Annotated in this window: 18 protein-coding genes and 1 tRNA gene; 6 read left to right on the forward strand and 13 right to left on the reverse strand. The window is 32.2% G+C overall.

Annotated elements, in window-relative coordinates; all coding sequences use genetic code 11:
- Positions 1 to 11: 11 nt before the first annotated feature.
- Positions 12 to 93 (forward strand) — tRNA-Leu (locus EV195_RS13155).
- 110 nt (positions 94 to 203) lie between these two features.
- Here EV195_RS13155 and EV195_RS13160 read toward each other — a convergent pair.
- From EV195_RS13160 to EV195_RS13180, 5 genes are all read right to left on the reverse strand, one after another.
- The gene (locus EV195_RS13160) at positions 204 to 1,097 is read right to left on the reverse strand and encodes a universal stress protein (RefSeq protein WP_132795429.1); all 894 of its coding nucleotides are present in this window, start codon (positions 1,095 to 1,097) and stop codon (positions 204 to 206) included.
- 41 nt (positions 1,098 to 1,138) lie between these two features.
- Positions 1,139 to 1,351: a hypothetical protein gene (locus EV195_RS13165; RefSeq protein WP_132795430.1), complete on the reverse strand. Its 213-nt coding sequence runs from the start codon at positions 1,349 to 1,351 to the stop codon at positions 1,139 to 1,141.
- 43 nt (positions 1,352 to 1,394) lie between these two features.
- Positions 1,395 to 2,285, reverse strand: a complete 891-nt coding sequence (locus EV195_RS13170; protein ID WP_207899790.1) for an SPFH domain-containing protein — start codon at positions 2,283 to 2,285, stop codon at positions 1,395 to 1,397.
- Between the two features lie 82 nt (positions 2,286 to 2,367).
- Positions 2,368 to 2,592: a hypothetical protein gene (locus EV195_RS13175; RefSeq protein ID WP_132795431.1), complete on the reverse strand. Its 225-nt coding sequence runs from the start codon at positions 2,590 to 2,592 to the stop codon at positions 2,368 to 2,370.
- A gap of 102 nt (positions 2,593 to 2,694) precedes the next feature.
- Positions 2,695 to 3,255 (reverse strand): helix-turn-helix domain-containing protein, encoded by a 561-nt coding sequence (locus EV195_RS13180; RefSeq protein WP_207899791.1) that lies wholly within the window; start codon positions 3,253 to 3,255, stop codon positions 2,695 to 2,697.
- Between the two features lie 391 nt (positions 3,256 to 3,646).
- Here EV195_RS13180 and EV195_RS13185 point away from each other — a divergent pair, with 391 nt between their 5' ends.
- Entirely contained in the window at positions 3,647 to 5,182 is a 1,536-nt protein-coding gene (locus tag EV195_RS13185; RefSeq protein WP_132795433.1) for a YifB family Mg chelatase-like AAA ATPase, read from the forward strand.
- On the opposite strand, the gene EV195_RS13190 is transcribed toward EV195_RS13185, so the two are convergent.
- The 8 genes from EV195_RS13190 to EV195_RS13225 are packed head-to-tail and all read right to left on the reverse strand — an operon-like array spanning position 5,179 to position 18,684.
- Positions 5,179 to 6,594 (reverse strand): hypothetical protein, encoded by a 1,416-nt coding sequence (locus EV195_RS13190; protein WP_132795434.1) that lies wholly within the window; start codon positions 6,592 to 6,594, stop codon positions 5,179 to 5,181. The two genes, EV195_RS13185 and EV195_RS13190, sit on opposite strands and share 4 nt — an antisense overlap.
- Positions 6,595 to 6,628: 34 nt before the next feature.
- Positions 6,629 to 8,980, reverse strand: coding sequence for a DUF7452 domain-containing protein (locus tag EV195_RS13195; protein WP_132795435.1), 2,352 nt, complete (start codon positions 8,978 to 8,980; stop codon positions 6,629 to 6,631).
- A gap of 22 nt (positions 8,981 to 9,002) precedes the next feature.
- Positions 9,003 to 10,457 carry a M12 family metallopeptidase gene (locus EV195_RS13200; RefSeq protein WP_132795436.1) on the reverse strand — a complete coding sequence of 485 codons (1,455 nt, stop codon included), beginning with the start codon at positions 10,455 to 10,457 and terminating at the stop codon, positions 9,003 to 9,005.
- Between the two features lie 19 nt (positions 10,458 to 10,476).
- Entirely contained in the window at positions 10,477 to 12,402 is a 1,926-nt protein-coding gene (locus EV195_RS13205; RefSeq protein WP_132795437.1) for a hypothetical protein, read from the reverse strand.
- Positions 12,403 to 12,436: 34 nt separating this feature from the next.
- Positions 12,437 to 14,410 carry a hypothetical protein gene (locus EV195_RS13210; protein WP_132795438.1) on the reverse strand — a complete coding sequence of 658 codons (1,974 nt, stop codon included), beginning with the start codon at positions 14,408 to 14,410 and terminating at the stop codon, positions 12,437 to 12,439.
- 4 nt (positions 14,411 to 14,414) lie between these two features.
- The gene (locus EV195_RS13215; protein ID WP_132795439.1) at positions 14,415 to 15,107 is read right to left on the reverse strand and encodes a hypothetical protein; all 693 of its coding nucleotides are present in this window, start codon (positions 15,105 to 15,107) and stop codon (positions 14,415 to 14,417) included.
- Positions 15,108 to 15,118: 11 nt separating this feature from the next.
- The gene (locus EV195_RS13220; protein WP_132795440.1) at positions 15,119 to 16,852 is read right to left on the reverse strand and encodes a hypothetical protein; all 1,734 of its coding nucleotides are present in this window, start codon (positions 16,850 to 16,852) and stop codon (positions 15,119 to 15,121) included.
- 23 nt (positions 16,853 to 16,875) lie between these two features.
- Positions 16,876 to 18,684 carry a hypothetical protein gene (locus EV195_RS13225; RefSeq protein WP_132795441.1) on the reverse strand — a complete coding sequence of 603 codons (1,809 nt, stop codon included), beginning with the start codon at positions 18,682 to 18,684 and terminating at the stop codon, positions 16,876 to 16,878.
- A 299-nt stretch (positions 18,685 to 18,983) separates the two neighbouring features.
- On the opposite strand from EV195_RS13225, the gene pabB reads away from it, so the two are divergent.
- From pabB to EV195_RS13245, 4 genes are read left to right on the forward strand one after another with little or no spacing between them, the layout of a single operon-like run.
- Positions 18,984 to 20,288 carry an aminodeoxychorismate synthase component I gene (gene pabB / locus EV195_RS13230; RefSeq protein ID WP_132795442.1) on the forward strand — a complete coding sequence of 435 codons (1,305 nt, stop codon included), beginning with the start codon at positions 18,984 to 18,986 and terminating at the stop codon, positions 20,286 to 20,288.
- Between the two features lie 12 nt (positions 20,289 to 20,300).
- On the forward strand, positions 20,301 to 21,128 hold the full coding sequence (locus EV195_RS13235; protein WP_132795443.1) for an alpha/beta hydrolase: 828 nt from the start codon (positions 20,301 to 20,303) through the stop codon (positions 21,126 to 21,128).
- A 2-nt stretch (positions 21,129 to 21,130) separates the two neighbouring features.
- Complete coding sequence (gene tilS, locus EV195_RS13240; RefSeq protein WP_132795444.1) at positions 21,131 to 22,441, forward strand: tRNA lysidine(34) synthetase TilS; 1,311 nt, start codon at positions 21,131 to 21,133, stop codon at positions 22,439 to 22,441.
- Between the two features lie 24 nt (positions 22,442 to 22,465).
- Positions 22,466 to 24,433: a protein-disulfide reductase DsbD family protein gene (locus EV195_RS13245; protein WP_132795445.1), complete on the forward strand. Its 1,968-nt coding sequence runs from the start codon at positions 22,466 to 22,468 to the stop codon at positions 24,431 to 24,433.
- The last annotated feature ends 53 nt before the right edge of the window (positions 24,434 to 24,486 follow it).

Here is a 24,486-nt window from a genome sequence, read left to right on the forward strand (position 1 = left end):
TTTTTTTTAACGCGGGTGTGGTGGAATTGGTAGACACGCTAGACTTAGGATCTAGTGCCGCGAGGCGTGGGGGTTCGACTCCCTTCACCCGTACAAAAGCTAAAAAGCATCTTAGATTTCTAAGATGCTTTTTTATTTTCCTCATTTTATATAATCAGAAGAAATTGTTTACTCGTAATTAATTGATTTAAAAATATTATGGCTTAGTCTTCCTCGATATAATGTTTATAACCCTTCTCATAAAATATTTCAGTAGGTGTTATAACTGGTTGTCGTGTTTTCATACTTAGAATTGCTTTAACAGAGATTTTCATTAGCTTATCCGTTGTACTCTTTTTAAATATATCTACTAATCTCCAAAGACCATCTGGTGTTATAGCAATTAAGTCCGCATGAATTAATCTGGTGAAGTTTATTATACCATTTTCTATATTCAAATCGTTGTAAATATTCAAGGTGTAATTATTTAAATCAAACCTAGAGCTAAATTCTTTCATTAATTTTAGGCTGTCATGAGTTCTTTGAAATCGGTTTGGAGTGTTTACTTTTAAAAGGTGTAGCTTAGTGTCGAAAAGATCTATTATTTGCTTCATTTTTGGAAATACTTTATATACTTCACCATAAAACTCTGAAGCCAAAACCATGTTTTCTATATTAAATTCACTAAATTTTTCTTGAACAATTAATACTGGTATTTTTGCTTGACTCATAACTTTTGATGTGTTTGAGCCAATGAATGTTCCTGCAGATCTTGTGGTTCCGTAAGCACCCATTACAATTAGTTCAGCTTTATATTCATCAGCATAGTCAAGAATAGTATTATATACATTATTTCGCAATTCGTAAATAGTCTTAACATTTTTTAGGTTATGTAAGTTTACAATTTCGTTCAATTTATTCTGAATATTTCTTACAGTAGTACGTCCACCAGGCATGTTATGATAATTTTCATAGGAATCATCACCAGAATTTAAAGGTCTGTTGATTACATGTAAAAGAATCAGTTTAGCTTCAGTTTGTTTGGCAATTGAAGCAGCAGCATTTACTGCATGTTTAGCATGTTCAGTAAAGTCTGTAGCTACTATTATATTCTTCATGTGTCTGTGTTTTAAGTTCTAAAAAGTTCTACTAAGTAACACTATTGGAGATTGTTTTTGTAATCTTTCAATTGATATCGAATTGTATTGAGGTATTCTTCTAAACTGATTGCTTCAATACCTTTATCTTGAACAGAACTAAGAAAGGGTGTTTCATCCAAAAGCTGGTATAATTCAGGAAATTTGTCTTTTATTTCCATTGTTACTAAAAGAATACAATCAGTCAATTCTTTTGTTTTTTGGATCGTTTTCATTGTTTGAAATAAATATTTAAGAAACTGTCAGTCTTTATTGTTATTAACTGCTTTTATTAATAAGAGCATTACTTTGATTCTTTTTTATCGGAACAATACCTGCCATTTCACTCATTACGTTCACTAGATCTGAACCATCTGGGACAATAATTTTAGCATTATTTTTTAATGCGGCTTCCATAGCTTCTATTTTCCTTAGTAGTTGCGCATTTCCGATAAAGTATTTATCAGCTGCTCCGTTTACTAGTTTTATGGCTTCAGCTTCGCCTTCGGCATGTAATATTTTCGAACGTTTGTAACCTTCTGCTTCTTTGATTTTGGCACGTTTAATCCCATCTGCAACTGTTTCAGCAGCAGTGGCTGAGTCAATAGCAGCAATTTTTTCATTTTCAGCTTTTACTACTTTGTTCATAGTCTCTTGTACATCCGATGGAGGATCTATTTGCTTCAATTCTGTTCTAATGATTTGAATTCCCCAGTCTTTTGTTTCTTTATGAAGTGTTTCATGCAATTCCATATTTATTTTCCCTCTTTCACTATTAGCAGACTTCAAGGTGAGTGTTCCAATGATATTACGTAATGTAGTACGTGCAAGGTTCACAATCTGGTACTGATAGTTATTTACATCGTAGGTAGATCCTTTTACACTATCCTCATCAGATTTTACCCGAAAGTAAACCTGAGCATCTACAGTGGCATTTAAATTGTCATTAGTAATTATTTCTTGAGGTTCGGCATCTACCATTTGTTCGGTAATATTCACAAGAAATAATCGATCAACAATTGGAATTATCCAGTGGAAACCGGGCTCTGCAAGTTTTTTGTATTTCCCTAAACGTTCTATAAGCCCCTTATGAGTGGGTCTTACTATTCTGATACCAGATATCAGTATAATTGCTGTAAACATTGTGATATAGAGGTAAATTAGATTCATAATTAGATATTTTAAGTTTATAAAAAATGGACAAGTTCTAATGTGAACTTATCCATTAGAGAATCGATATTAAAAACCTAGATTACCCCACTCTTGGTTGACCTTTTTTGATAATATTGATTACCTCTTCACGTTTTTTGTTCAGACGAGTTTCTACTCTTTTGAGTAAATCATTTTCTTTACCCGTTTCAAATTTCAGGTCGGCATCAGTAAGCTGTGAAAATTTAGATTTGAGTTCTTTCGATTGGTTTTCCCAGTTACCAGTAATTTTGAAAGACTCTTCTGTCTTTTTGTTAGAATTTTCCATTTTCTCTTTGGTTTACGTTGTGAATTCATTTTCACGACACTACAAAGATGGTAATACTATTAGTTTCTATTATTACATTAAATATGGAATAGGTTGCATAATTCACACATCCTCAAGGTTTTTTCTACGCTTATTAGCTATTCCTTTATAAAAAGTAGGAGTTAGCCCAGTGACCTTTTTAAACTGGTTTGATAAATGAGCAACACTACTGTAATGAAGACGATAAGATATTTCTGTTAAAGTCAATTCATCATATAATAACAATTCTTTTACTCTTTCAATTTTATTAAAAATAATATATTGTTGAATTGTAATGCCTTTTACTTCAGAGAATACATTGGATAGATAGGTGTAATCATACTCCATTTTTTCACTAATAAAGTCTGAGTAATTTACTTTAGGTAAAATATCGCTGTAGTGGATCATTTCAATAATTATATTTTTTATACTCTCTACCAGAATAGCTCTTTTGTTGTCTAGTAATTCAAGCCCTGATTTATGTAAGTTGATTTTCAGTTGTTCATGTTGATTGGCTGTAATATCTTCTAATATTTCAATAACTCCCAAGTTGACTTTTAAATGGTTAATTCCTAGTTTTTTTAACTCTTCTTTGACCATCATTTTGCAACGATGGCTTACCATGTATTTTATATAGATTATCATTGCTGTCGAAATTAGTTTTTTGATAATTACTCTTTTGCTAACCGAAGTTAATTCAGGTAAGAATGTTATCTGTTAAATTTTTTATTACAAAGAGAATACAACTTATTTGTTTACGAGTAAAAACATCTTTTAAGAAAACCAAAAGTATAATTATGGTAATAGTTGAGTGTATTTACATTTCAACTGATAGTTTCAGTATTAATAATTTAAGGTCTAAAAACCAGTTAAGTAATTTTTTAACTTAGGTTGAAGTGTGTTTTTGGAAATAAGTATATGTAAAGGTACTAAAAATCAATACTAATAATATTTTTTAGCAGTAAAATTCTAAGTGTCTTTTTGTTACTTTCATAAAAAAGGCTTTATTTAGCTTCAAATTGCTAAAAAGAAAAATATGCTAGTTAAAGTTCACGGATCGGCCGTTTTCGGTGTCGATGCTATTACCATTACAGTTGAAGTTAATATTGATAAAGGAATTGGTTACCATTTAGTTGGTTTACCTGATAATGCTGTACGAGAAAGTTCCTATAGAATTTCAGCAGCGCTAACTAATGTCAATTACAAATTACCAGGAAAAAAAATCATTATTAACATGGCGCCTGCTGATATTCGTAAAGAAGGTGCTGCGTATGATTTAACTATAGCCATGGGAATTTTGGGTGCTTCCAATCAGATTCAATCGGATACATTGCATGAATATGTGATTATGGGTGAGCTTTCATTAGATGGAAATTTACAGCCTATTAAAGGTGCATTACCAATTGCAATAAAAGCAAAAGAAGAAGGGTTTACCTATTTAATTCTTCCTAAGGAGAACGCCAAAGAAGCAGCTATAGTTGAAGGGCTCACTGTGTATGGTGTGAGCAACATAAAAGAAGTAATTGAACATTTTAATGGAGAGCAATCTTTGGAACCAGAGAAAATTAATTCTGAAGCTATTTTTAATAGTTTCCAAAACAATTTAGATTTCGATTTTTCTGATGTAAAAGGTCAAGAATCTATTAAAAGATGTATGGAAATTGCTGCCGCAGGAGGTCATAATATTATTTTAATTGGTCCGCCTGGAGCCGGAAAAACAATGTTGGCAAAACGATTACCTTCGATTTTACCTCCAATGACTTTAGATGAAGCTTTAGAAACTACAAAAATTCATTCTGTAATAGGAAAAGTAAAAGACTCAGGAATTTTATATCAACGTCCTTTTCGCTCTCCACATCATACTACATCAGATGTAGCTTTGGTAGGAGGGGGGCAATATCCACAGCCTGGAGAAATTTCATTAGCACATAATGGAGTGTTGTTTTTAGATGAATTGCCAGAATTTAGAAGGTCTGTTTTAGAGGTAATGCGACAACCTTTAGAAGATAGAGAAGTTACAATTTCTAGAGCTAAATTTACAATTACATATCCAAGTAGTTTTATGTTAGTAGCAAGTATGAATCCCAGTCCGTCAGGATATTTTAATGATGAAAATAATCCGTTACTATCTTCTCCAGCTGAGATGCAACGTTATATGGGGAAAATTTCAGGACCGTTACTAGACAGAATAGATATTCATATTGAAGTAACACCTGTTCCTTTTGAAAAATTATCAGAAGAAAGGAAAGGAGAGAGCAGTACAGAGATTCGAAAACGAGTTATAAAAGCTAGAGCTATTCAATCAAAAAGATATGAGCAATTTGATGAAATTCATTACAATGCACAAATGACAGTTAAGCAGATTAGAACGTTTTGTGTTTTAACCGAAGAAAGTAAACGGTTGTTAAAGAATGCCATGGAAAAACTAAACTTATCAGCACGTGCCTATGATCGAATTTTAAAAGTAAGTCGAACAATTGCAGATTTAGAAGGTTCTTCTGAGGTTAATTCTGCGCATATAGCTGAGGCCATACAATATAGAAGTTTAGACAGAGAAGGTTGGTTAGGTTAAAAGTTATTTATGTATATATAGTTTTCATTTAGCTCCTTTTTATTTTCTGTTACTGGTGTGTCTTCTCCTGAAAGATGTTTGGTAATTGTATAAAATTTTAAGGTGTTTTTATCAACTGCATATCGAATTGATTGTAAATGAAGATTGTCATTTTTCTTAAAAGTAATTGTTTCAGTTTTTTGTATTCCTTGCAAGGTATAGCTTAAATTGAATGCTACTTTTGTAACTATCTCATCTTCAAAAAGCGAAGAATCGATTTCAATATCAATAATCTCGTTAGTGATTTTTTGCTCTTTTTTAGATGAGGTAACATCAATAATAGAAGAACATTCAGGCTTATCAATCCAATCGGAAATAGTTCGTTCTCCGCTGGTGTTTATTTCTGTAACTCGGAATCGCATAGGAGCATTCATGTCAACCGCATAAGGAAAATAAATGTACTGACTATATAAGTCGGTATACTTGCTTTTGAAGTTTGTTTTTATGGTTACTTTTTTCCCATTATTAACACTTGTTGCTTCTATTTCAACGGTTTTTAAGTACAACTCTGGACGTAGATTTTCTTTGAAATCATGACATCTAACTTCAATGGCTGCATAGGTAGGAGGTATCTCCTCATTGATGTCGATTTGTTTAATTAAATCAGGATATTTATTAGTGTCGATACTGATGGTTAACGTATTGCTTTTGATAATTCTGTTTTGAATGTTACTTGACTCATCTACAATACTGTCTTTTTCAAACTGTTCTTTCAGCTCTTTTGATCCTGAAATATCTTCATTTGGCATCCATACATTAGCGTGGTACACATAGTTTAAATTGATTCCCAGTAATTTTTCTTTTAGTTGTGTATTTAGAAGTTGAGATTCATATTTGTTTAATTTTATGGTGTACGTTCTTTTTGTCCAAAATGCTTTAGAACTGCTAAAACCATCTTTATTGTTAGCTTCTAAAACACCGTCATTATTAATTGGCTGATGTCTCTTTTGAGTATTATTTTCAACAGGTAAAATTAAACGCGTATCAATATGAGAAATAGGTAGTGGTTTGAGCGAATACCTACCATACTTTTTTAATTTCGATTTAATTGCTTGTAAAGCATCTGGTGCTATTTCTTTCATTACAACACCAAATTGAACCATACTCATGAAGTTTTTTTCACCAACATCGTCCGAACATTTAGTCCCGGTATATCTTAAATCGATAAATCTAAAATCTGGAGCACCATTTTTGGTGGTGTTTAGGGTTAAATCTCCTGGTTCATAATAAAACAAGAGAGGATCGGCGGTATCACGAAAAATTGCTACGCCATTTATTAATTGCTTAGAGCTAAAATCTACTTGAGCAATTAGAATACTAGCGTTAGCGATGAAAACAAAAATAATGTTTACTAAAAACTTACCGATCCTCATGATTGTTTATACTTTAAATTAGTTAATGAAGCAGTTATTCATCATCCTTTTTAGGTGTTTCTTCTTTGTCTTTTTTTCCTAAAATATCATCTAACAAATCCTTACCTTTTTCAATAAGATCATCTTTATGATTAGAAAGTAATGAATCTTTCAATTTTTCTAATTCAGATTTTTCTTTATGATTGTATAATTTTTTGATTTGATTTTCTCCAATGACTAGCAAAGTAGAGTTGCTAGTTTCCCAATTACTTGTTTTCACTTCACCATCTTTCATAATTGTTATTAATTGATAACTGTACGAAAGTTCTTTGCCTTCAGGAACAAAAAGCTGTACACCTTCAAAAGCCTGATCATCTTCCGTAATACTAAAAGCAGGAAAAGTAATTTCATTGATACCATTAGGGTCCGCTTGAATAGACTTGATTAATAACTTCATGGAATGAGCATTTGAAAATGTTAGTGCATTTAGTATTTGAATTTCCACTTTAGTGATTTCACTACCTGAGGTACCAGAAATGATTTTCTTTTTTACGTTTTGATTACAAGTGTTACAGTCTCTATTCAAGGCATAATCCAACCAAAACTTAACGATGTTGTTTTTATTGGTTAATTGATTCTTGGCGTCATCCGAAATTTGTAATGTTTCACCAGTCTCTACTTCTTCACTTTCAAGATCAATAGTTTCAAAGTAATTTCTGCTACCTTGTTTTCTCAGTACTACTATATTTTTTGGAACAATAGGATAATCAATAATGTTAACCCAACCATTAATTAATTCATCTGCTTCAGAAAATTCAATCTTTCCAAAAGTTAAAGGAGAATTTACCTCTAAGTTTACAGGCACATTAATAACAGTAGTTTCGTCACCATAAGGTCTAAATTCTAAACCAATATTTACTCCAATATTATTAAGCATAGCACCAACAAAATCATCTACATTACTATCCATTCTCCAATCCAAAATAATTGGCTTATGATAATCCGAAGGAATACTAGCATTGATACTTTCAGGTTTTACATTAAAGTTAGTTAGCGTAGCTCCAAAATCTACCTTAGGAACATCTCTTAAATCCATAGGCATTAATTTTACTGGCTTTTTAAGTTTTACAGCTAACAAATTTTCAGCTAGTTTAATGTCTTCGCTACTTACTTGAGGTGTTAGTTCTGCATTTACTAAAACACTACCTTTTGTTCCTTCTGCCGACATATAATAGATATTGAAGGCGTACTCATTCGTTTCTTTATTCCATTTTAACGTGTATTCAGATGGAAAATAATAGTATACATTTGATTTACTGTTTTTATCCTTATAGATTTTACGGAAGACATTCAGTTTTTCAATAAATGACACGTAAGAGTTTCCTTCTAAAAGAGTAGCAACATCTTCATACTTGGTAATATCTGGTCCTTGTCTTTCTGTATTAGTAGAAGAACTAGTTCCAGAAGTTCTAATTGGTATGTACTTAACCAAACCTATGTTTTTTAATCCTTTAGTGTCTATTTTAGTAGGATTCTTGTCGGTAGTTACCAGCACAGGATTTTTAAGCACAATCGGAACATTTTTAGTTGTACCAGGCAATGACAATACATTATACGCTTCATTTCCTTTAAGCTGACTTCTATTCTCATTATAAACGGTCCATTTATTTGCATTATACCAAACTCCGATTGGATTATTGAAGTTTTTAATAGATGTTCTAGCATTAAACGTTGCAAAGACTAACGATTTTTCCTTACCATTGGTCATAGAATTGTTCATGTAAGTAATGTGCCCCTTTTTATTAGTTTTCACTACTTGATGTTTGAAAACTTTGGAGTTAATTAAAACATTAAACTTTGCTCCATTAAGCATTGGTTTTCCATCGGTGTTGTAAATATTCCATTGCCCTTTTGAAGTCGAATAATAAACTCCAATTGGACTTGTATTATACGGACCACGATTCCCCCAGTTTTGAGTTACTAAAAAAGTAGCATTAGGATTTTTGTTTAATTTCGGATGATTTACAACTACCGACTTTGCATTTAGCTGTGCTTTAACGGTAAAAGCATTGCTAGATTTATCTGCTACGAGTACATTAAACTTGCTATTTACAGCTATTGGTGTTTTATCTTGATTGAAGACAGTCCACTTTTTTCCGTTATACCAAACACCAACGGCTTTGGTTTGGTAAGGGCCCGATTTTCCGTAATCATGAGTTACAATTAAAATTTTATCGTTTTTTCCGTTGGAACTAATATGATTAATTGATGAAATATGATTACTAGTGTTTGTTTTGGTGACCGTATGTTTAAATACAGTTTGTGCTTCAATTATTGTAACATTTAAAAAGCAGATAATTAAAAAGCTAAAGTGAAACAATAATTTCTTATCATAAGATGTTTTCATAATGATTTAGTTTAAAGTATGTTTAATAAGCAACATAAAAAGCACTTGGCTCACTAAGTTCTCTAAAAGCAAGTGTTTCTTGCCTGTTCACAAACTCTTGGTAAGTCATTTCGTACACAGAACCTCTATTCGATGATCTAAAATTAGTCATGCCTTGTTCCAATGGGTCATACACCTTCAAAATTGTTCCGTCTGGAGTTCCATCTCCTCTGATTCCAGCAACAACTACCACATGAGCCCCGTTTTGTAAATTAGTAGCAACCCATAATGGCCCTCCTTGTAATAAAGAGGCAAAACCTTCTACAGTATAACTTTGAGGATAATCATATTGTAACCCCCAAACACTAAACATTTCAGTATTATCTGGTGGTAATCCATTATTGTAGTAACTTTCCCATCCGTTTACACCTCGAGCAATGTCTTGAGGGTCAATACTGATTTGCTCTCTCCATCCTACAATCATTGCAGCAGAAGCAGCCCAGCACGACATTCCGCTTGTTTGTGGAACTAATTGTATAGGATACGAAATATCTAAACTACCACTTGTGCTAGATGTACTTGAGTTGCTATCACTAGTTCCAGGATCATCACTTGAAGCTGTAGTACTAGTAGAAGATGAAGTACTACATGCGGTTGGGTAAATACCATTGATACTTGCAATATCGGTAGCACTCATACTATTTCTTTGACCGATAGTAACACCACTTCTTTTAGGTACAATAGTAGTCATTCTTCCTCCTCCAGGTTTTGGTTTACCAAAAGCAGTTGGGCCATAATGCATTATTGAACCATAGTCATAATTTCCCATATTTCTACCTTCAGGCCAAAAATAATGGTACCAACTTTGATTGTATTTTCTGAAGTTATGCGCATTTCCAGAAGTTATATTTGAACCGTTAACAGTTATATAAGTATCTCTATCGTCTCTACTTTGTTCGTGATAAAAACCTAAGGCGTGCATAATTTCATGAGTTGTGCTTCCTTTTGTTTTACTTCCACAGCGATCTCCAATTTCAATTACTTGTCTTCCTCCTGTTTTTCCTATAAAAGATAACCCACAAATACCAGGGGTGTATATAAATTCTACATAATCTGACTCTGTAGTTCTTGGAACGATACAAACATTAGTACTAGTACTTATATGATTAATCGCCCAAAGAATATCAGCTCTTTTTGGATGTCCACTAGCTATAACATAAGGCATTTTAGAATTAGGCCATCGTGCACTTGTAGAGGTGGTTACTGCACCACCACGTCCGCCTGAACGTGGAATTAAAATGTCACCTTCAAAAATATATTTATTGTCGATCTCTTTTACCTTAATAGTAGTTTGAACATTGGTAAAAGGTAAGGTGGTATTGATTTCTCTGGTTGTTCCTGAAGTGTTGTCAGGATATCCTTCTTGCGCTACGGTAACCTGTAAGAAGAAACCGAATAGCATTGCTGTTAGTATTCTAATATATTTATTTGATTTCATGATTTTTAATTTTTAAGTACTACATAAATCTGTCTATATCGATTCTTCCATAATCTGATTTTTGTAAACCAGATTTTTTAGGACTTTCCCCTCTAATGAAATAGGTGATTTCATATTCGTAGTCTTCAGAATTTCTTGGCAATAGAATTTCTATTGTTTTGGTTAATTCAGATTTATTTACGCGTAAATTTGTACTACTTACCTCGTTTTTATCTCCCAGTTTACTGTACACCTTAATTTCTACAGCTTTAATATTTTTTTCAAGCGTAAAATCTTCATCAATCTCAATGTAAATTGGTTTTTTAACTAATGGTGGCTCTAAAGCAATACTACCAAACTTAGTAGTTTCCCAATCAGATTCTATTTTATGATTTCCTTTAAAACTCCACAACGTTTTATAATCATAGGCTAACCACTTATCTCTGTCATCATCGCCTTTCCATCCGTATAACATTTTAAAGAAGTTTCCTTGTTTGTTGAATTCAGACTTATCGATTTTGATTTCATCAACTGTTTCTTGATTGTTACCATGTTTTTTACGCATAATTACGTTCACAAAGTTTACATGTTTAAAATCATCAGTATTCATTCCACCAAGAGTAGCATTAATTTGACGTTGCTTCATTAAAGCATCATCGGCATTGATTTCTCTAAAGCAAGAAGGACACTTACTTTTTACATCACCAAGGTTATAATCAAAAGGCAATGTTTTAGTAGTTTGCGTATACTTGTTTAAATCGATTTTATAAACTCCGCGTCTTCTAACTTGCTTCATTTGATACGAAACCGCTACTGATAAACTTGGAATAGGCTCTCTTTGAGGAGTTTCTCTATCAGTGTCGTCTCCATTGTCTGTTGTGTCTTGATTACGAGTGATTGGTTCATGCCCACCAGCAGTTCTAACACTATCAGCTCTTGATTGTGCTCTTCTTTGAACAGCACGATTACGTTCAGCTCTTGATTGCTCTAAAGCATCAATTCGTCTGTTTTCTTCTCTAGCTTCTTTACGAGCATTTTGTAATTGCTCTGTAGCTCTATCCAACATGCTTTTTTGATTGTTTGGAATCAACTGGTTTAATTGAGGAACACCTGTACCACCAACTTTGTCAAACATTAAGTTCATAAGTTGTGTGTAAGCAGCTTCTTTTAGTTTGTTAAGTTCTTCATCATCTCCAATTTGAGTTAACTTAATAGCTCCTGAATCAAACAGATCATCAAAACTTGCTTTAATTTCAGCAGAAAGAACTGGTGCAGCTATAGCAGCTTCAAAAGTTTGGTGTTTATAAATTCTATCAAAATTTGCCTCAATAGTTACACGTTTTGGAGATTGATATCCTTCAACTTCCATTTCAAAGTGCGTACTAAAATCAGGAGTAGGAGTATTGAATGTTTCCCAAAGAATTTTAGATCCTAATTTGTTAATATGTACAGAAACTGCAGAACGTTGATTTTCAAGAATTGGAGCATTTCCTAATCCACATACTTTTGCCTCAAATTCACCATTAGGTTTTGCTACTGAAGAGATTAATGAAACGGTACCTGATTTAAAAACTACAGGGCCAATAATTTTTCCGTTACTATCCACTCTGCTTAAGGCTCTTTCAGCATCTTTAATCATTTTATCCGGAACTTTTAATTCTACCAAGGCATGAACAATCCCTCCACCAACAGTACTTTCAGAGATTCCTTCATTTGAATCTGCAGCTGTTTCTTCATTTTTCACATAACGTAGAAAAGAAAAAATAGGATCACCTGTTGGATGAGATGCTAACTGAGGCTTATCAGGTAAATAGTAATAATTACTTCTGTTATTTAAGTCAGGAAATAAAATCAGTTCTCCAGCTCTTACTGGTTTGTCTAGTAATATTTGTTGCTGTGCTTGTATTGTGTTTAGGTATCCAAATACTACAAAAAGCACGCTTAAAGTTTTATATATATTTTTCATCTTTTTAAAATTTTTGGTTAGAAATAGTCGATTTCTAGTTCTTTACCACACCAATAACATCTTTAAACTTATCTAAGATGGTAGCTTCCTTGCTTACCTTTCCATCAGCGCCAGGTTTAAGAATTATCTTACCAGCTTCAATAATTTTCTCTAAATAATCTGGGTCATCATCTCTTAATTCTTGAGGAATTGTAGCATAGATATAATCATCATTTATTTTATCATCCCAGCCTAATGCCATTTTTCCTTTTTCTTTGTGTGTAAGTACTAATTGATAAGCATACCCTTGTGTATTTCTATCTGTAAAAATCATTTGTTCAATAAGAGGCTCACCTTTTGAGACAGTTAACGGAACATTTGTTTCTACTTCTTCTCCAAACCTGTAGTATCTTAATAATAAAGTAGCACGTACAACACCTAAAGAGCTTAATTCATCTAAGTCTGCTTCAAACTCAATAGTTCTTGGAACAATTGGTGGCTCAAGCGTAACTCCTTGCCAATCACCTTTAATCCATTGTGGATCTTTTGGAAAAACATTTCCACCTCTAATACTCCATTGAGTTTTATATTCATATACTTCAGAGTTTTTATCATCACCTCTTGCATAACTAATGGTAGCTTTTAAACCATTTTTCTTTAAAAATTCAGAGTCTATAGTTCTAGAGTCATTGAAGTCGTTTCCTGAGCTACGTTTTTTACGAACGTTAACAGTTACATAATTGATTTCCTTGTCAAACATTTCTTTAGCTTGTAAGTCAAGTATCATGTTGATATCTCTATGCGTAAAGAACTTGTCGTTCATTAAAACAGTACCCACACATTTTTTGTTGTTTTTAACCCCATCGTACCAGCTAGCTAAGTTTGCTGTAAGTGTAAAAGGCTTTTCAACTGCTAATCGATAATTTAAGTAGTATGTTTCAGTTTTCTTTTTGAAGCTACTTTCAAAGAAACGTCTGTTATACGTATATTTTTTACCATACTTAATGTTCGGCATTGCTGCTTTTTCCTTTTCAGTTGGAGGAGCTAACACATCAGAATCTCCAGACTCAGTCATTTTTTGTAAAAAGAAATCGAAGAATGCTTCTCTAATTTTTGTTACTCTATCATCAGAAATGTTTTCGTCAAAATCTACTTTGATATATTCATTTTCAATCATTTGATCAATAACACTTCTTACCTCATCATACGATCTGCTTTTAACTTCGGTTTTCTTTCCAAATAAAGCATCTGCAACACCACCAAAAAGTCCGCCTCTACTTTTTTTACCGTGCACTTCTTTGTATTGCGCATAATCTCTTTCCATATGCTTTTGCACTTCACTCCAACGAACAATAACTCTACCTTTAGCTGCTGGAATTCTGGTAGTGTATTTGAATCCCATCTCTATAGATAAGTCTGTAATAGATCTCGTTTTTTCAAATGTTGCTGCTAATAATTGAGCACCATTAGCACTAAGGTTAGAAGCTACAGCTACTTTTGCTCCAGGTAAAACAGGTGCGCTTAATGATTGCACAACAGATGGCGCTAACTTGTCGTCTGATAATGTTGCAGAAATAATGCGTAACGATTTGTCACCATCAGGTTTTACATCTAAAGCTCCTTTTAATTTGCTTTTTTTCAAGGCACCTTGTTCTCCGTTGGCCAAGATCTTTTCTACTTCTTTTTGTTGTGAAGGAGTTAATCCCCATTCCATCAGCATGTGTAGTAAAGCACCACCAATTCCACCATCTTCTTCTTTCTCTTCAGTGATATATTTTAAGAAAAGAAATTCAGGTGTTGTATCAGGTTTTGCTCCTAATCGTAAAGAAACAGGTAGATAATAATAGTTTTTAGATTTTCTATCAGATAAACTAGATGCTTCTCCATAAAGCATAACTTGAGTTCCATCACTAAGTGTAAGACTTAGTTTGTTTGTATCGTCAACAATTTGAGCATCGGACGATGTGAAATTTGTAAGCAGGTACAGTAAAATTACCCCTCGTAATACATGTTTAATTTTTGTTTTCATGATTTTATTGATTTAATAGTGTGTGTAAATTCTCGTGTATTTGATAAGACTCTTGGGAAAGTCCATATCCATTTTTTCCTTTAAATCGGATGATGAAATTCATTGTTAGGAAAAGTGTTTTTAAATTCTTACTGTTACTTTTTATAAGTGTTTCTATAGTTTGAGCATCCTCATTACTAAGTTTAAATGATGAAGCAGATTTTGCATTTGGAAATGTTGTTACTCGTCCAATTGAAGTTGCTGAATTGTTTAATATTTCAACTAATTCAGATTTTCCAGATATTGTTAAATAAGGTTGATTAGTATCAATTTCTGGAATGATATATCCCATAAACCTAGCTTGTTCTCCTACTATTTTTTCCAGCTCTTTTTGAACTTCTTCTCTTTGAGATAATGTCAGTCCCCAAGAAATAAGAAAATGAAGTATACCTCCTTGATTTCCTTTGGCATTATCGTAGGTAACAAGCGAAAACTCTGGTTCTTTCAATTGGTTTTTGGAAAACTTTAGATGAGATGGTAAACTGTAATACTCATCTGAATTCTCATCAAAACTTGTAGCTTTTTTATAAACAACAATCTTTGAATTATCTGAAAGAACAATAGTTGTTTGTTTTGTAGCATCTAAAGTTTGTGCATAGCTTACACTTCCAAGAATCATAAGAATAGTTAGCGTGATATGTTTAAAATTAGTTTTCATAATTCTTTAACTTATTCAGGAAATTCATCGATAAATAACAGGCCGTATTCGTCTATTCCATTCTTTTGAATTGGAGCTGCATTTTTTACATACCAAGTGATTGTATATTCCACTTTATCAGAGCCTTTTGGAAGTGTGATTTCAAAAAACTTATCATTCAACTCTTTTTTTGGATAAATGGTTAGATTTTTAGATTTAGGCTCTCCAAAAAAGTCATAATTAATTTTTACCGCTACGGCTCTTACATTTTTTTCTTTAAGAGTTTCAACATCACCAGAAATTTCAATTTTTCTTCGCTGAAATGGTGTGTAGAGGTTGATCATTGAGGCAGTTGCAGTTTTCCAGTCTTCAGAATATGTTCCTCCACCTATAAATTTCCATACGGTTTGATATTCATAATTCAACCATTCATTTTGATCTGCATCACCATGATTTAAATAAGACATGGCGATTTTACCATTACTTTCTTTGTACGTGTTTTTAGTAAGTAGTACTTCTTTTAAAGTAGCATCTCCAGATTGATGTTTTTTATTGAGTTTTACAGTAACGCTGTTAAGCATTTTATCAAACTCATTTTCTATAGTTCCGTCAATTCCTACATATACATCACGTTGTTGGAAGGCAGGATCCCAAAGAGGTACATCTTTAAAAATGTCTTTATTGTCACCATACTTTTTATAAAGATTCCCAGCATTAAAAGTGATGTAGTGATTTCGGTTTACTAAACTTCTACCTTTAAAAACCATGTTGCTTTTCCCTGTAGTACGATGCTCTTTATATTGGTAGCCAACATTTAAGCCAAATCCGGTAGTATTTCTGCTTCCCATGGCACCATTAGACCCAATTAATGAACCAATAGCATCTTCTAATCCGCCTCTATGTTCTTCAGGAACTTGTTCTAACGGAGTAGGTTTAAACATTAATTCTAATAGTTTTGTGTAAACTGTTTGGACAAGACTTTCCATAGATTCGTCCTTACCTACACTTGTGAATTTTATAGCATTGTCTTTTCGCAGTTTGTCGAATCCTAGTCCTACATCAGCGCCAACAAAATAAATACTTCCACCAGCATCAAAAGCATGACTTTTCTTTACTTCAGACCAATCAATTTCTAATTCTGCTTCATAGTTTTCTGTCAAACCTGAAAAACCAAGTTCAAAAATTAACGATACATCGGGTGTAGACATTTTTAAACTTTCTAGTAATAGTTTAGACTTTAGCGGGTCTACATTAAAAGACAATGGAATTTTGCTATTTTCTATGATTGGAGCACTTCCTGAACCAAGAATTGATTTTTTAGATTCGCCTGCTGGATTTAAAATTGAAGAAACCAATGTGTATTTCCCACTGTCAAAAATTATAGGTCCTTCAATAATGATTTCATCATTTTCAAATTTCTTTTTCAAGAAACGCTCTGCATTTGATATCAATTCTTGTGGAGTATCATATAAAACTAAGAAGTTTAAGATTCCTCCGCCTCCAGCTTCTGTTATCGTCTTTGAATTGTTTTCCGAAGGTTTTTCAGTAATATATCTTAAGAATGAAAATTCAGGAATACTATCGTTTTGTAATGATAACCTAGCTCTTTGTGGTAAATATCTGTAGCTATTTTCCTTCTTGTGAATTGGAAAACACCATAAACCATCCGCATTAACTCCTTGGTCGATTAGTATAGATTGCCCATTTGAAATTAGGCAATAACCAATAAGCACAACTAATGTTATGTAGTGTTTTAAATTTTTCATGATAAATATGTTATGCTACTCGTTTATTCTTCTGAAGGTGGTAATAAGAACAGATAATCGCTATCTAATGATTTTAATGATTCTGTTGTTGGGCCACTTTTTTTATACCAGTTTACTTGGTAAGCAACTGGTTCATTAGCATCATGATATAAGTTGATTTTGCTAGTGTTTTCAGTATCGTTTTTACGTAAAACTACTGTTCCCTGTGGGTTAGGTTGTCCATTTAGTATGGTGAAAAATCTAACAGAGCAAGCTTGCACTTCGGCATCTTTGAAGAAAGTTCTATCCGCATCAATTTGAACTGTACGTTTTTTAAATGGCGGTGTTAAGGCAATTGAAGCATCATTAGCTTTTAACCATTTATCTTCTGATTTTGGTAGTCGTATTGTTTTATTGTTTCCTTTTAAGTTCCAGCTAACTTGATATTCATAATCTAACCAGTCTGATTCTTTAATACCTAATCTTGGATAGAAAATATTTTTATAATCCTTTCCAGCTTCTAAATCTGTACGATTGATTATAACATCTTTAGTTACATCACTGTGGTCTTCTCCATAATGCTTTTTAAAGCTTACGGTTACAGAGTTTAAAATTTCATTGAAAGTATCTACATACTCTCCATCTAATTGAAATATGATTTCACGTTTTGTAAAATCAACATCATCTAAGTTTACTACTCTAAAATACTTGTCTTTACTAGAAGGATCTTCTTTAAATACTTCATACAAACCGCTTATGTTTCCCGAAGAATACACTGGAACTTTAATTGTAGTAGATTTACTTAAGTTTAAGTAGAACTTGTTTACTTTAATATCAGATCTGTTTTTTAGTACAAACTGATTATCGGTTACATATTTTTCATCTCTTGCACCACCAAAAACTTTACTAAAGAAACCTCTTTTACGTCTTCCTAAAAGCTGGCCTTGCTCTACAGCAGTTTCTTTTTCTGGTTGTTTAGCCCAACCCATTTCAGCATCAAACATTAACTCAATCAATTTGTCAGTAATTAACGAAAGAATACTGCTCATATCATCTGTTTTAATACCTAAACCACTAGACCTGTCAAAAACATCGATATTTAATTTTTGCTGTTGTACCATTTCATCTGTGATTTTGCGCATCTGCCTTTTAGTGTATTCTTTTTGATTACTATACACCTTGCTATAATGTTCGTAAACAGTTGACATATCTGCAGATACAACGGCATTGTAACCTTTTACTTTTGCTTCATAATATCCGCTAACAACTACAGAAATATCGGATGTTTTTCCTTGTAAAGACTCCCATAATAAGGTGGCTCCTTCTTGATTTAGTTTTGCAGCAATTGCAGCTTTTGAATTTTTATACAGTGGTGCATGTCCTGAAGTAATTACATTTTGCGTAAAAGGATTTTTACCATCAACATTATTAAGTATAGAAGAAACAATTTTAAAGCTAGCAATTCCATCTTCACCATCTTTTAAAGCTTGTTTCATAGGAACTGGTCCAGCAATTTTAGCGCCTCCTTTTTTCTCTTTCAGTTCTTTTTCTAATTCGTTTAAGACTTCCTCAGGAAGATCAAACTGAATTAGTGTATGGAAAAGTCCACCGCTAGCATTTCCTTCTTGTCCAATGTATTTGGTACACATTAGTTCAAAATCCCCGTCCTCTTTTGTTGCTAATCTAGGGTAATCAGGTATGTAATAATAAGTGTCGGGTTGGTTACTGTCTTGTAGTAATTGAATGCCGTTAATCATTAACCTGCCTTCGTCGTAATTTACTTGACACATCAGCCCTATTGGTAATAGTAGCAAGATGAATATCCAGTAGTTTGTTAGTTTTAGATTTTTCATGATAATAAAAGTTTTTACAAATCTAAATCGCTGATAAATAATAATTTGGGGCGTATTTCTCGATTCTTAAAAAGTGATTTAGAGTTTTTTTAGCCCAATAATTCACTTTAGATTTAACAGGAAAAACATCTTTTTGTTTAACAGGAAAAAAACTTTTTTTAAAATACTTAGCGATATAAATACTTGATAAATAGTGAAAAGAGTTATGTGTAAAGTTTTTAAGAAAAACTACTATACCAACACAGTTAATATTATTTTGTTTAGTTTACGAACATCAGAAATAGTATTATTTTTGCCTGATGTCTTTACGAACAGAACAAACTTTTTTTATAGACAATATAGAAATCTTCAAGAAGCAATTATTGGCTTGGGGACAACAATATGATACTGTTGTTTTTTTAGATAGCAATAACTACAAACTGCAGTATTCTAGTTATGATGCCATTTTAGCTGTAGAAGAATTTACATCTATTAAAACAGATTATTATCAGGCGTTTGAACAATTGAAAGAATACCAGTCGTATACAAAAGATTATTTATTTGGTTATTTATCTTACGATTTAAAAAATGATACTGAAGCTTTAAGCTCTAAGAATTTTGATGGATTACAATTTCCTGATTTGTATTTTTTTCAACCACAAAAAATAATTTTTATTAAAAACAATGAGATTATCTTTTCGTATTTAAGAATGGTGGATGACGAAATTGAAGATGATTTTGAACAAATTATAAATGGAGAAACTTTTCAAGAAATGTCAAAGCATGACAATAACTTGAAAGTTAAACTTAGAATTCATAAAGATGAGTACCATGCAAAAGTTACAAAAGTTATCGACCATATAAAAAGGGGAGATATTTATGAAGCAAATTTTTGTCAGGAGTTTTATGTAGAAAACGCGACAATTAATCCTTTAGATACCTACAATCAACTTAACAAAATTTCTCAACCTCCTTTTGCAACATATTTTAAAAATGATGAGCTGTTTTTATTATCGGCATCACCAGAGAGATATATAAGAAAAGAAGGAAATAAAATAATCTCTCAGCCTATTAAAGGTACAGCAAAACGCTTTGTAGATGCCATTGAAGATGAAAAAGCAGCTTTTGATTTAGCGAGAGATGAAAAAGAGCGATCGGAAAACATTATGATTGTTGATTTAGTGAGAAATGATTTATCAAGAACTGCTAAAAAAGGATCTGTGAAAGTTGAAGAGCTTTGCAAAGTATATTCTTTTAAGCAAGTTCATCAGTTAATATCTACAGTTGTTTCAGAAATAAAAGAAGATATCCATCCTGTTGATGTTATTCGAGATACTTTTCCAATGGGAAGTATGACAGGAGCACCTAAGATTTCTGCGATGATAATTATAGAAGATTTAGAGGAAACAAAGCGAGGTTTATATTCAGGAAGTGTGGGTTATTTTACACCAGATGGTGATTTTGATTTTAACGTAGTGATCAGAAGTATTTTGTATAACGAAGAAAAAAAGTATATTTCTTATTCCGTAGGAGGAGCTATTACGGCAAAATCAACTCCAGAAAAAGAATACGAAGAATGCTTGTTAAAAGCAAAGGCAATGAAATTTGTACTTACAAACTCTTAAAATAGATAAAGAATGACTCATAAAACAGTAGAATTTAATTTTTATAAAACATCTTTTTTTGGTCAATACTGGAAAACAGATAATGTAAAAGCAGTAGTGTTAATTCTTCATGGATTAGGAGAACATTCAGGCAGATTTACAGAAGTTGCTGAAAATTTAGTTGATAATGGATATGGTGTTGTAGCTTTTGATCATTTTGGTCACGGTAAAACTACTGGTAAAAGAGGACACAATCCTGGTTATGAGTCTGTATTAGATAGTATAGAACAGTTTATAAAGAAGACTAGAGAAATCTTTGGAGACACTCAGCTATTTTTGTATGGACATTCTATGGGAGGAAATGCAGTATTAAATTATATGCTTTCTAGAGATAATGATATTAAAGGAGTAATTGCTACCAGTGCTTTTTTGAAATTAGCATTTGAACCGCCGGCATGGAAACTTTTTTTTGGTAAGATTATTCAGAAGATAGCTTCATCTATTACGCTAGATAATGAGATAAACACTTCATTTATTTCTAGAGACCCAGAAGAGGTGAAAAAATATGAAAACGATTCGTTGGTACATAATAGAGTTAGCCCGAACTTTTCCTTGTCATTCATCGAAAGAGGAGCGTGGGCTATCGAAAATGCAAGACTATTACAGAAACCTATTTTACTTTTACATGGAACCGATGATAAGTTGATTAGTTGTGAAGGTTCAAAAGAGTTTGCAGCTAATAACTCAGATAATGTAACGTTGAATTTATACCAAGGAGGATATCACGAATTGCATAATGATTTATGTAAATCGGAAGTTATTAAAGATATTGTTTCTTGGTTAAACGAAAACAGCCAATAAAAATGTTAAATCAATTCAAAGAACACGTTTTTCTTAATTTTCCTTTTTTAGAACAAAAGAAAATTTTAGTTGCTATTTCGGGAGGAGTAGATAGTGTTGCTTTGGCATATTTATTACATACATTACATTATAAAATTGCACTAGTGCATTGTAATTTTAAATTACGAGATGAAGAGAGCGACTTAGATGCTCAATTAGTAGCTCAGCTAGGAGAAGAGTTTCAGTGCAAAACCTTTATCCAAGAGTTTGATACGCTCAAATATGCAGAAAATAATAAATTGTCTATTCAAATTGCAGCAAGAGAACTTCGCTACAAATGGTTTTCAGAAATTGCAATAGAAAATAATATTGATTATATCGCAACTGCTCATCACGCTGATGATAATTTAGAAACTTGTTTAATTAATTTAACAAGAGGAACAGGCTTAGATGGTTTAACTGGAATTCCTTCGCAAAACGGAAATATCATTAGACCTTTATTACCATTTTCTAAGGTAACAATTTTAGAGTATGCAAAATCTAACCAGTTAAAATGGAGAGAAGATGCATCTAATTCCGAAACAAAATATACTAGAAATAAAATTCGTCACAATGTAATTCCAGCATTAAAAGAAATTAATCCTGCGTTACTTGAGAATTTTTCTAAAACAATAGATTATCTAAAACAAACTAGAACTATTGTTGATCAAAAAGTTGAAGAAATTTTAACAGAAATACAGTCGAAAGAAGGTGATATTATAAAATTTAACATTGAAAAAATGTTAAAATTGCCTAACAAAGAAGCGTATATATTCGAGATTTTTAAGGATTATAATTTTACAGAATGGAATAATATTTCTGAGTTATTAAATGCTCAATCTGGAAAAGTTGTGTATTCAAAATCACACGTATTACTCAAAGACAGAGACTCTTTACTGTTGAAAGAGTTAAAAAGTAATACTGTTAATGCTTCAAAATTTTTCATCGAAAAAGATGTTGAAGAAATTACAGATCCGATTAAATTATCCATTAAAAATACAGATAAAAAACATACACTATCTAAAAATTATGTTTTAGTTAACAAAAATTTAGTAACTTTCCCAATAATTTTAAGAAAATGGGAGGAGGGAGACTTCTTCTATCCAACAGGAATGAGTGGCAAAAAAAAAGTGAGTAAGTTCTTTAAAGACGAGAAATTTTCGAAGTTTATGAAAGAACAAACATGGTTACTTTGCAATGCCGAAAACGAAATTATGTGGATAGTAGGAACAAGACAAGATAGAAGATTTTCTATCGATGAATCTTCGAAAAACATTTTGCAAATTAGTATATAAAATAACCCCAATACAGTACAAACAATGAAAAGAGTTATTACCTTACTTTTATTATTTTTTGGATTTACTTTTACTGCCTTCGCTCAAGATGAGCCTGTAGAAGTAGAGACTTCAGTGAAGAAAATTTCTGACACTGAATATGATTTAATTTTTAACATTTACATAGAAGAAGATTGGCACTTATACTCTCAGTATAATCCAAAAGACGCTTCTTTACCAATGTCTATCAAACCATCTCAAGGAGAAACTGGTTTTACAGTTGTAGGAAAAGCTGCCGAAAGTGAAACCAAAACCGAGTATAGTGAAATCTGGGGGATGGATGAGACGTTCTTTGTAGAAGAAGCTACTTTAACACAACGTATAAAGTTAGACGATCCAACTATTACTCAAGTCTCTCTTAATATAGAGGCACAGGTATGTAAGGAGTTCTGTTTACCTTATGACAATGATTTTACATTCTCTTTAAATGGAGGAGAAGTAGTAAAAACGGTTGCAACAGTTGATGTAAAAAGTCAAGAAATTACTAATTCTTTAAAATTAGATTTAAAGAATCCAGAGTTATTAGAGTCTAAAACAGAAAACAAAGAAAATAAAGGAAACTTATTAAATATCTTTGTGTTAGGGTTTTTAGGAGGTTTAATCGCTTTCTTAACTCCTTGTGTTTTCCCTTTAATACCTTTAACAGTATCGTTTTTTAACAAACAATCAGAAAAAAGATCTAAAGGAATAACGAACTCTTTATTATATGGTTTCTTTATTGCTGCTATTTATGTAGCATTAAGTTTACCTTTTCACTTTGCTGATAGTATAGACCCAGAAATATTAAATACTATTTCTACGAATATGTGGTTAAACATTTTCTTCTTTATAGTATTAGTATTCTTTGCTGGTTCTTTCTTTGGTTTCTACACAATTACATTACCAAGTTCATGGAGTAACAAAGCAGATAATGCTTCTGGAATTGGAGGGATCTTTGGTATTTTCTTCATGGCTATTACATTAGCAATTGTATCATTCTCGTGTACTGGACCAATTTTAGGTTCATTATTAGCAGGATCGTTAACAGCTGATGGAGATCCAATGCAATTAACTGCTGGTATGGGAGGTTTTGGTGTAGCTTTAGCATTACCATTTGCGTTTTTCGCATTATTCCCTAATTTATTAAAATCATTGCCAAAGTCTGGTTTCTGGATGAAAGCAGTAACTGTATTATTAGGATTTATCGAATTAGCATTAGCATTTAAATTCTTATCAAATGCAGACTTAGTTGGTAACTGGGATATTCTTAAAAGAGAAATCTTTATAGGTATTTGGATTTTCATTACAATTTTAGCAGCTTTATTCTTATTTGGAGTTATCAAATTCCCAGGTGGACCTAAAGTGAAAAGAATTTCTGGATTAAGAATTATATTAGGATTAGCAGTATTAGGATTTGCTGTTTATTTAGGGCCTGGAGTTACTAAAAAACCAATGTGGAGTCAATCTATCTTAAGTGGTTTTGCACCACCTCAATTCTACAGTATTTACGACCAAGACAATAATAAGTGTCCTTTAGCTTTAAATTGTTTCAAAGACTTTGATGAAGGAATGGCGTATGCAAAAGAAGTTGGTAAGCCAGTTTTAGTTGATTTTACAGGATGGGCTTGTGTAAACTGTAGAAAGATGGAAGAGAATGTATGGAGTGACACAAGAATCTATAACACATTAAAGAATGACTATGTTTTAATTTCTTTATATGTGGATGATAACGAAAACCCACTACCAGCAGATCAACAATTTGATTTTGTTAAGCCAAGTGGTAAAATTAAAAAGATTAGAACTTATGGAGAGAAGTGGGCAACTTTACAAACTGTAAACTTCAAAAATGCTTCACAACCTTATTATGTTCAGTTAAGTCCTGAATTAGAAGTATTAAATACTCCTCAACAGTATACAGATAAATTAACGTATTACAACTGGTTAAAAGAAGGTGTAAAGCGTTATAAAGAATAACAAATACAAATAAGTTACTTAAAAAAAGATCACTAAAAATTAGTGATCTTTTT

Origin of the sequence: Tenacibaculum skagerrakense, from assembly GCF_004345825.1 — a bacterium.
Classification (GTDB): Bacteria; Bacteroidota; Bacteroidia; order Flavobacteriales; family Flavobacteriaceae; genus Polaribacter; species Polaribacter skagerrakensis.